Origin of the sequence: Streptomyces sp. NPDC020379, assembly GCF_044387105.1 — a bacterium.
Lineage (GTDB): Bacteria > Actinomycetota > Actinomycetes > Streptomycetales > Streptomycetaceae > Streptomyces.
Genome location: NZ_JBIRVR010000009.1, coordinates 277382 through 287331 on the forward strand (window position 1 = coordinate 277382; position 9950 = coordinate 287331).

9 protein-coding genes are annotated in these 9950 nt (G+C 69.3%); 7 read left to right on the forward strand and 2 right to left on the reverse strand.

Annotated features, from left to right (window positions below):
* Window positions 1-237: 237 nt before the first annotated feature.
* From ACH427_RS15390 to ACH427_RS15405, 4 genes are read left to right on the forward strand one after another with little or no spacing between them, the layout of a single operon-like run.
* Window positions 238-2454, forward strand: coding sequence for a polyribonucleotide nucleotidyltransferase (locus ACH427_RS15390; RefSeq protein WP_398869937.1), 2217 nt, complete (start codon window positions 238-240; stop codon window positions 2452-2454).
* On the forward strand, window positions 2451-3830 hold the full coding sequence (locus ACH427_RS15395) for a M16 family metallopeptidase (RefSeq protein WP_398869938.1): 1380 nt from the start codon (window positions 2451-2453) through the stop codon (window positions 3828-3830). Before ACH427_RS15390 ends, ACH427_RS15395 begins: the two co-directional genes overlap by 4 nt.
* A 36-nt stretch (window positions 3831-3866) precedes the next feature.
* Entirely contained in the window at window positions 3867-4619 is a 753-nt protein-coding gene (gene dapB / locus ACH427_RS15400; RefSeq protein ID WP_398869939.1) for a 4-hydroxy-tetrahydrodipicolinate reductase, read from the forward strand.
* Between the two features lie 5 nt (window positions 4620-4624).
* Complete coding sequence (locus tag ACH427_RS15405) at window positions 4625-5083, forward strand: hypothetical protein (RefSeq protein WP_398869940.1); 459 nt, start codon at window positions 4625-4627, stop codon at window positions 5081-5083.
* A gap of 11 nt (window positions 5084-5094) precedes the next feature.
* On the opposite strand, the gene ACH427_RS15410 is transcribed toward ACH427_RS15405, so the two are convergent.
* A complete protein-coding gene (locus ACH427_RS15410) occupies window positions 5095-5400 on the reverse strand; it encodes a hypothetical protein (protein ID WP_398869941.1) in 306 nt (101 codons plus the stop codon).
* Window positions 5401-5479: 79 nt separating this feature from the next.
* Window positions 5480-5722, reverse strand: a complete 243-nt coding sequence (locus ACH427_RS15415) for a hypothetical protein (protein WP_366007571.1) — start codon at window positions 5720-5722, stop codon at window positions 5480-5482.
* Between the two features lie 220 nt (window positions 5723-5942).
* Here ACH427_RS15415 and thyX point away from each other — a divergent pair, with 220 nt between their 5' ends.
* The 3 genes from thyX to ACH427_RS15430 all read left to right on the forward strand — a co-directional run bounded on the left by thyX (window position 5943) and on the right by ACH427_RS15430 (window position 9619).
* Window positions 5943-6683, forward strand: a complete 741-nt coding sequence (gene thyX / locus ACH427_RS15420) for an FAD-dependent thymidylate synthase (RefSeq protein ID WP_366007570.1) — start codon at window positions 5943-5945, stop codon at window positions 6681-6683.
* Window positions 6684-6901: 218 nt separating this feature from the next.
* The gene (gene dapA, locus ACH427_RS15425) at window positions 6902-7801 is read left to right on the forward strand and encodes a 4-hydroxy-tetrahydrodipicolinate synthase (RefSeq protein WP_398869942.1); all 900 of its coding nucleotides are present in this window, start codon (window positions 6902-6904) and stop codon (window positions 7799-7801) included.
* A gap of 132 nt (window positions 7802-7933) precedes the next feature.
* Window positions 7934-9619 carry a ribonuclease J gene (locus tag ACH427_RS15430; RefSeq protein ID WP_398869943.1) on the forward strand — a complete coding sequence of 562 codons (1686 nt, stop codon included), beginning with the start codon at window positions 7934-7936 and terminating at the stop codon, window positions 9617-9619.
* Window positions 9620-9950 lie beyond the last annotated feature (331 nt).

The window sequence follows — 9950 nt, forward strand, 5'->3', positions numbered from 1 at the left end:
TCTGGGGGCCGCTCCCTTTGCGTATCTCGTGCGACGCCGAAGCTTTGTAGTCTGGTGTCCACGAAGGACTGAACAAAAGAACAGCATGAGGAGGAGCGCTCCGCTCGCCGCCGGTCCTCGGTAGTGGCCCCCGGATCAGGGAAATCCGGGTGCTTCGATCGAAGACCGGCCAGCCCGGCGCACCTCCGCCAACGTCCCCGCCACACGGGCGGGGACGCAGACGAGGAGATATCCCTGGTGGAGAACGAGACCCACTACGCCGAGGCCGTCATCGACAACGGCACCTTCGGCACCCGCACCATCCGCTTCGAGACGGGCCGCCTGGCCAAGCAGGCCGCCGGCTCCGCCGTGGCGTACCTGGACGACGACACCATGGTGATGTCGGCGACCACCGCTTCCAAGAAGCCCAAGGACCAGCTCGACTTCTTCCCCCTGACGGTCGACGTCGAGGAGCGGATGTACGCGGCCGGCAAGATCCCCGGCTCCTTCTTCCGCCGCGAGGGCCGGCCCTCCGAGGACGCGGTCCTCACCTGCCGCCTGATCGACCGCCCGCTGCGCCCCTCCTTCAAGAAGGGCCTGCGCAACGAGATCCAGATCGTCGAGACGGTCATGGCGCTCAACCCCGACCACCTCTACGACGTGGTCGCCATCAACGCCGCCTCCTGCTCCACGCAGCTCGCGGGCCTGCCCTTCTCCGGTCCGATCGGCGCCACCCGCGTCGCCCTGATCAAGGGCCAGTGGGTCGCGTTCCCGACCCACACCGAGCTCGAGGACGCCGTCTTCGACATGGTCGTGGCCGGCCGTGTCCTGGAGGACGGCGACGTCGCGATCATGATGGTCGAGGCCGAGGCCACCGAGAAGACCATCCAGCTGGTCAAGGACGGCGCCGACGCCCCCACCGAGGAGGTCGTCGCCGCCGGTCTCGAGGCCGCGAAGCCCTTCATCAAGGTGCTCTGCCGCGCCCAGTCCGAGCTCGCCGCCAAGGCCGCCAAGCCCGAGGGCGAGTTCCCGGTCTTCCTGGACTACCAGGACGACGTCCTGGCCGCCCTGACCAAGGCTGTCCGTGACGAGCTCGCGCAGGCGCTCACCATCGCCGGCAAGCAGGAGCGCGAGACCGAGATCGACCGCGTCAAGGAGATCGCCGCCGAGAAGCTGCTCCCGCAGTTCGAGGGCCGCGAGAAGGAGATCTCCGCCGCGTACCGCTCGTTGACGAAGTCCCTGGTGCGCGAGCGCGTCATCAAGGAGCGCAAGCGCATCGACGGCCGTGGCGTGACGGACATCCGCACGCTCGCCGCCGAGGTCGAGGCCATCCCGCGCGTGCACGGCTCGGCGCTGTTCGAGCGTGGCGAGACCCAGATCCTGGGCGTCACCACCCTCAACATGCTCCGCATGGAGCAGCAGCTGGACACCCTCTCCCCGGTGACCCGCAAGCGCTACATGCACAACTACAACTTCCCGCCGTACTCCGTCGGTGAGACCGGCCGCGTCGGTTCGCCGAAGCGCCGCGAGATCGGCCACGGCGCCCTGGCCGAGCGGGCCATCGTGCCCGTGCTGCCGACGCGCGAGGAGTTCCCGTACGCCATCCGCCAGGTCTCCGAGGCGCTCGGCTCCAACGGCTCGACCTCCATGGGCTCGGTCTGCGCCTCCACCATGTCGCTGCTGAACGCCGGTGTGCCGCTGAAGGCCCCCGTCGCCGGTATCGCCATGGGCCTGATCTCCGAGGAGATCGACGGCAAGACGCACTACGTCGCCCTCACCGACATCCTCGGTGCGGAGGACGCGTTCGGCGACATGGACTTCAAGGTCGCCGGTACGAAGGAGTTCGTCACCGCGCTCCAGCTCGACACCAAGCTGGACGGCATCCCGGCCTCCGTCCTGGCCGCGGCCCTCAAGCAGGCCCGCGACGCCCGTCTGCACATCCTCGATGTGATGATGGAGGCCATCGACACGCCGGACGAGATGTCCCCGAACGCCCCGCGGATCATCACCGTCAAGATCCCCGTGGACAAGATCGGTGAGGTCATCGGCCCCAAGGGCAAGATGATCAACCAGATCCAGGAGGACACCGGCGCCGAGATCACGATCGAGGACGACGGCACCATCTACATCGGTGCCGCCGACGGCCCGGCCGCCGAGGCCGCCCGCGCCACGATCAACGGCATCGCCAACCCGACCATGCCGGAGGTCGGCGAGCGCTACCTGGGTACGGTCGTCAAGACCACCACCTTCGGTGCCTTCGTCTCCCTCATGCCGGGCAAGGACGGCCTGCTGCACATCTCGCAGATCCGCAAGCTCGCCGGTGGCAAGCGCGTGGAGAACGTCGAGGACGTGCTCGGCGTCGGTGCCAAGGTCCAGGTCGAGATCGCCGAGATCGACCAGCGCGGCAAGCTCTCGCTGATCCCGGTCATCGAGGGCGAGGACGGCGACGACGCTAAGGACGAGTCCGCCAAGTGACGTCCCGTAGTACACGGAAGACGGCCCGCACCTCTTCGGAGGGGCGGGCCGTCGCCCGTACCCAAACGCTTCTCAAGGGCGAGCACGGCATCGGCACGGTCCGCCGCACCACCCTGCCCGGTGGGCTGCGCATCGTCACCGAGACCCTGCCGTCCGTCCGCTCCGCGACCTTCGGTATCTGGGCCAACGTCGGCTCCCGCGACGAGACCCCGACGCTGAACGGCGCCACCCACTATCTGGAGCACCTGCTCTTCAAGGGCACCGCCAAGCGCAGCGCGCTGGACATCTCCGCCGCCATCGACGCGGTCGGCGGTGAGATGAACGCGTTCACGGCGAAGGAGTACACCTGCTACTACGCCCGTGTCCTCGACACCGACCTGCCGCTCGCCATCGACGTCGTCTGTGACATGCTCACGGGCTCGCTCATCGACGCCGCCGATGTCGACGCCGAGCGCGGTGTGATCCTCGAAGAGATCGCGATGACGGAGGACGACCCCGGCGACTGCGTGCACGACCTGTTCGCGCACACCATGCTGGGCGACACCCCCCTCGGCCGGCCGGTCCTCGGCACCGTCGAGACCATCAACGCCCTCGGCCGTGACCAGATCGCGCGCTTCTACAAGAAGCACTACGACCCGACCCACCTGGTCGTGGCCGCCGCGGGCAACGTCGACCACGCCAAGGTCGTCCGCCAGGTGCGGGCCGCCTTCGAGAAGGCCGGCGCGCTCGGCCGCACGGACGCGGCCCCGGTCGCGCCGCGCGCGGGCGCCCGTACGATCCGCACCGCCGGCCGCGTCGAGCTGCTCGGCCGCAAGACCGAGCAGGCGCACGTCGTCCTCGGCATGCCCGGCCTGGCCCGCACCGACGACCGCCGCTGGGCGCTCGGCGTGCTCAACACCGCCCTCGGCGGCGGCATGAGCTCGCGGCTCTTCCAGGAGGTCCGGGAGAAGCGCGGACTCGCCTATTCCGTCTACTCCTACACCTCGGGCTTCGCCGACTGCGGCCTCTTCGGCGTCTACGCCGGCTGCCGCCCGAACCAGGTCCACGACGTCCTCAAGATCTGCCGCGACGAGCTCGACAAGGTCGCGTCGGACGGTCTGACGGACGAGGAGATCACCCGCGCCGTCGGGCAGCTCTCCGGCTCCACGGTCCTGGGCCTGGAGGACACCGGCGCGCTGATGAACCGCATCGGCAAGAGCGAGCTGTGCTGGGGCGACCAGATGTCCGTCGACGACATGCTGGCCCGCATCTCGGCAGTCACCCCGGACGAGGTCCGCTCGGTGTCCCGCGATGTACTGGGGCAGCGTCCTTCGCTGTCCGTCATCGGCCCGCTGAAGGACAGGCAGGCGGCCAAGCTCGACGAAGCCGTGGCCTAGAGCAGTCTCCGAGCCCGAGAGAAGGAAGCACCAAGGATGAGCAAGCTGCGCGTGGCGGTCATCGGCGCCCACGGCCGTATCGGCTCCGAGGCCGTACGGGCTGTGACGGCCGCCGAGGACATGGAACTGGTGGCCGCGCTGGGCCGGGGCGACAAGCTGGAGACGCTGACCGAGGCGGGCGCCCAGGTCGTGGTCGAGCTGACGCACCCCGACTCCGTGATGGACAACCTCGAGTTCTGCGTCGCCCACGGCATCCACGGCGTCGTCGGCACGACCGGCTGGACCGAGGACCGCCTCGCGCGGCTGACCGGCTGGCTCGACGCCAAGCCGGGCACCGGAGTGCTCATCGCGCCCAACTTCTCCATCGGCGCCGTGCTCACCATGGCCTTCGCCCGGCAGGCGGCCCGCTTCTTCGAATCCGTCGAGGTCGTCGAGCTGCACCACCCGAACAAGGCGGACGCCCCCTCCGGCACCGCCACCCGCACCGCCCAGCTGATCGCCGAGGCCCGCCGGGAGGCGGGCTGCGCCCCGCAGCCCGACGCCACGACGACGGCCCTGGAGGGCGCGCGCGGCGCGGACGTCGACGGCGTGCCGGTGCACGCCGTACGGCTGCGCGGCCTGCTGGCCCACCAGGAGGTGCTGTTCGGTGACACCGGCGAGACGCTCACGATCCGGCACGACTCGCTGCACCACAGCTGCTTCATGCCGGGCATCCTGCTGGGCGCGCGGCGCGTCGTCAGCACGCCGGGGCTGACGTTCGGCCTGGAAAACTTCCTGGATCTGGACTGAGCACCGTGCGCGCAAAGATCGTCTATTTCGCCCTGGCCGCCGTCCTGGTCGTCTACTTCGTCCTGGTCGGCAGCCGTGGCGTCATGCTCATCGAGCAGGGCACGGCCATCACCGTCACCTTCGGTGCCGCGGTGCTGGTGCTGCCGTTCATCGGTGCCTGGTTCCTCTACCAGACCACCAAGTTCGCGCGGGACGCCAACCGGCTGGCGCGGGAACTGGAGGCCGAGGGCGGCCTCCCCGTCGACGAGCTCGTCCGCACGCCGAGCGGTCGCATCGACCGCGACTCGGCGGACGAGGTCTTCGCCCGCCGCCAGGCGGAGACGGAGGACGCCCCCGGTGACTGGCGCACGTGGTTCCGCCTCGCGGTGGCCTACCACGACGCCCGCGACACACCCCGCGCCCGCAAGGCGATGCAGCGGGCGATCGCCCTGCACGACGGCAGGCCGGTGCGCGCGGACGCGTGAGGCGAAGGGGCTCAGGCGGGGGAGTCCGCCCGCTGTCCCCGCGTGCCCGGCCGCACCAGCCGCAGCGCCGCCGCGATCACGACAGCCGCGACGATCACGCAGACCCCGCCGACCGGCAGCGAGCCGGCCAGCACGATGATCAGCGCCGAGAAGAGCAGATACGCGGCGAGGAGCAGCAGCAGGGCGGCGCCGCCCACCTGCCAGGAGCCGGGCCGATGAGCACGGTGCCCGAGCGGGGCCTCCTCGTGCGGCAGGGGCTCGGCGGCGGTCGTGACGGAGGCACCGTCGCGGGCGGCTGTCATGAAGGGCAGGGGCATTGGGCGAGGCTATCGATGCGCGAGAGGTCCGGCCACGTCAGGGTGGCCGGACCTCGGTCGTGTCGCTGATCGGCGCGCGTCAGCGGCTGTCCTTCGCCTCCGACTGCTGCGTGTGGTGCGTGCTCTGCGCACCGGTCTGGAGCGAGGGCATTCCGAACAACAGCGCCCCCACGAGCCCCGCCGCGACCGTCAGCCCCACCAGCGCGCGGCCGGCTATCTGCGAGCGGCTCGCGCGGTCTCGGGGCGGCGGCGTGACGTTGCTGCGGTAACGCTCTGCCTCGGCTACAAAGGCGAACGGCACGGGCTCTCGCCGGCGGAACATGAAGCGCTCTCCTAGGAAGCTCGAGTGTGTGCTCTGTCAGTGCTGTCACACATAAGGACGTTCGAATCGCTTCGGTGGTGCCCGATTTCTGTGACTTCTGTGAAAAATCTCAACCGGGGCCACCGCATTCCCCGCGGCCCCGCTCTGCCGGAGCCCGAGTGTCAGTGGCGGCCCGTAGGCTGGGCGCCGCCCCAGCAACGCGATTGGAAGGACCCCGCCGGTGACCGACAGCCCCACCGAGAACGCCAAACCCACATTCCGTGGCGATGTGACCGTCGAGCTGGTCAAGCACAGCGCTGCCGACTCCGACGTCCTGTGGGCGGCTCGCGTCTCCACCGCCGGTGAGCAGTCCCTGGAGGAGATCACCAAGGACCCCGAGCGGTCCAAGGGGCTCATCAATTACCTGATGCGGGACCGCCACGGCAGCCCCTTCGAGCACAACTCGATGACGTTCTTCATCAGCGCCCCGATCCTCGTCTTCCGCGAGTTCATGCGCCACCGCGTCGGCTGGTCGTACAACGAGGAGTCCGGCCGCTACCGCGAGCTCCAGCCCGTCTTCTACGTCCCGGGCGCGGACCGCAAGCTGGTCCAGGAGGGCCGCCCCGGAAAGTACGTCTTCGTCGAGGGCACCGAGGCACAGCACGAGCTGACCACCCGCGCCATGGAGGACTCCTACCGCCAGGCGTACGAGGCGTACCAGGAGATGCTCGCCGCGGGCGTCGCCCGCGAGGTCGCCCGCTCGGTGCTGCCGGTCGGTCTCTTCTCCTCGATGTACGCCACGTGCAACGCCCGTTCGCTGATGCACTTCCTCGGGCTGCGCACCCAGCACGAGCAGGCGGCCGTCCCCTCCTTCCCGCAGCGCGAGATCGAGATGGTCGGCGAGAAGATGGAGGCGGAGTGGGCCAAGCTCATGCCGCTCACCTATGAGGCGTTCAACAAGAACGGCCGCGTCGCGCCGTAGCGCCCGGTACGCGCGGTAGTGGGGGCACCGGAGAGGGTGACGCCCGGGCCGCGTACGCACCGGTAGCAAAGGTGTCCGTATTGCGGCTTTTCGTTACCTTCATCTAGGCTGAACAAACGGACCCGGTACTGCTTGAACCCCCGAGCAGGCAGTGCCGGGCTCCCTTTCCCACTCCCCGAGGGAGCACCTCACGGTGAGCAACGAGTAGCGTGGCCCCCATGGCTCCGACCTCCACACCGCAGACGCCCTTCGGGCGGGTCCTGACCGCCATGGTCACGCCCTTCACCGCAGATGGCGCCCTTGACCTCGAAGGTGCCCAGCGACTCGCCGCGCACCTGGTGGACGCCGGCAATGACGGCCTTGTCGTCAACGGCACCACCGGCGAGTCCCCGACCACCAGCGATGCGGAGAAAGCGCAGCTCGTACGTGCCGTGGTCGAAGCGGTCGGAGACCGCGCCCACGTCGTCGCCGGAGCCGGCACCAACGACACCCAGCACAGCGTCGAGCTCGCCCGCGCCGCCGAGAAGGCGGGTGCCCACGGCCTGCTGGCCGTCACCCCGTACTACAACAAGCCCCCGCAAGAGGGCATCTTCCGGCACTTCACCGCGATCGCGGACGCCACCGGCCTCCCGGTGATGCTGTACGACATCCCCGGCCGCAGCGGCGTCCCGATCAACACCGAGACCATCGTCCGGCTGGCCGACCACCCCCGGATCGTCGCCAACAAGGACGCCAAGGGCGACCTGGGCCGCGCCAGCTGGGCCATCGCCCGCTCGCGCCTCGCCTGGTACTCCGGCGACGACATGCTCAACCTGCCGCTGCTGTCCGTCGGCGCCGTCGGCTTCGTCTCCGTCGTGGGCCACCTGGTCACCCCCGACCTGCGCTCCCTGCTCGGCGCCTACCTCGACGGCGACGTCGCCAAGGCGACCGCGATCCACCAGCAGCTGCTCCCGGTCTTCACCGGCATGTTCCGCACCCAGGGCGTGATCACCACCAAGGCGGCCCTCGCGCTGCGGGGCCTGCCCGCCGGCCCGCTGCGGCTGCCGCTGGTGGAGCTCACCGCCGAGGAGACGGAGCAGCTCAGGCGCGATCTCTCCGCCGGCGGGGTCGAGCTCTAGCGGCCGCGGGCACCCCCGGGCGCCCGCCCACACACTTCACAACTGAACATCGACAACAACTGCAAGTGCACGAATGTCACGCGCGCCATGTGTCCCAGGAGGGCATGTGGCGTGCGTGGTGAGGAGAGTCTTTTGAGTCACCCGCATCCTGAACTCGGTCCCCCGCCGCAGCTCCCCGAGGGCGGCCTGCGCGTCACACCCCTCGGCGGTCTCGGCGAGATCGGCCGCAACATGACCGTCTTCGAGTACGACGGCCGCCTGCTGATCGTCGACTGCGGAGTGCTTTTCCCCGAGGAGGAGCAGCCCGGAGTCGACCTGATCCTGCCGGACTTCAGCTCGATCCGTGACCGTCTCGACGACATCGAAGGCATCGTGCTCACGCACGGCCACGAGGACCACATCGGCGGTGTCCCGTACCTGCTTCGCGAGAAGCCGGACATCCCGCTGATCGGCTCCAAGCTGACCCTCGCCCTGATCGAGGCGAAGCTCCAGGAGCACCGCATCCGCCCCTACACCCTGGAGGTCCAGGAGGGGCACCGGGAGGGCATCGGCCCGTTCGACTGCGAGTTCATCGCGGTCAACCACTCCATCCCGGACGCCCTCGCGGTCGCCATCCGCACCCCGGCCGGCATGGCCGTGCACACCGGCGACTTCAAGATGGACCAGCTCCCGCTGGACCGCCGCCTCACCGACCTGCCCGCCTTCGCGCGGCTCGGCGAGGAGGGCATCGACCTGCTGCTCGTGGACTCCACGAACGCCGAGGTCCCGGGCTTCGTCCCGCCCGAGCGCGACATCTCCAATGTGCTGCGCACGGTCTTCGCGGGCGCCCAGAAGCGCATCATCGTGGCCAGCTTCGCCAGCCACGTGCACCGCATCCAGCAGATCCTGGACGCCGCGCACGAGTACGGCCGCCGGGTCGCCTTCGTGGGCCGCTCCATGGTCCGCAACATGGGCATCGCCCGTGACCTGGGCTATCTGCGCGTCCCCGCCGGTCTGGTCGTCGACGTCAAGACGCTGGACGACCTGCCGGACGACGAGGTCGTGCTCGTCTGCACCGGCTCCCAGGGCGAGCCGATGGCCGCGCTGTCCCGGATGGCCAACCGCGATCACCAGATCCGGATCGTCCAGGGCGACACGGTCATCCTGGCCTCGTCCCTCATCCCCGGCAACGAGAACGCGGTCTACCGCGTGATCAACGGCCTGACCCGGTGGGGCGCCAACGTCGTCCACAAGGGCAACGCCAAGGTCCACGTCTCGGGCCACGCCTCCGCGGGCGAGCTGCTGTACTTCTACAACATCTGCAAGCCCCGCAACCTCATGCCGGTCCACGGCGAGTGGCGTCACCTGCGGGCGAACGCGGAGCTCGGCGCCCTGACGGGCGTGCCGAAGAACCACATCGTGATCGCCGAGGACGGCGTCGTGGTGGACCTGGTGAACGGCTCGGCGAAGATCGTCGGCAAGGTCCAGGCCGGGTATGTGTACGTCGACGGCCTCTCGGTCGGCGATGTCACCGAGACCTCACTCAAGGACCGCCGCATCCTCGGTGACGAGGGCATCATCTCCGTCTTCCTCGTCGTGGACAGCACGACGGGCAAGCTGGTGGGCGGCCCGCAGATCCACGGACGCGGCTCGGGCATCGAGGACTCCACGTTCGCGGCGGTGGCGCCGAAGATCGAGGAAGCCATCGCCAAGTCCGCCTCCGACGGCGTGCTGGAGCCCCACCAGGTGCAGCAGCTCGTCCGCCGGACCGTGGGCAAGTGGGTGTCCGACACCTACCGCCGGCGCCCGATGATCCTCCCCGTGGTCGTCGAGGTCTGACGCACGATCAGCCGTACGGACGGCCGCCCCGGACTCGATTTGCATCCGGGCGCGGCCGTCCAGTACGTTTACGGCTCCACCGCAGCGGGAACCCCCGAACGCCTTGTGCGTAAAGGATCGTTCCGCGGCGGACGGGAAAACCGACCCGGAGTGATCTGATAAAGTCGGTGAAGCCGGAAAGCGAAAAGCTGGAAGGCGAACCCCGCTCCAACAGGGGGCCGGAAACGGAATTCGGACCGGAAACGGGCCGGAAAACGGATCTGGTAAGGTTGGAAACACGAAATACCGAAGGGAAGCGCCCGGAGGAAAGCCCGAGAGGGTGAGTACAAAG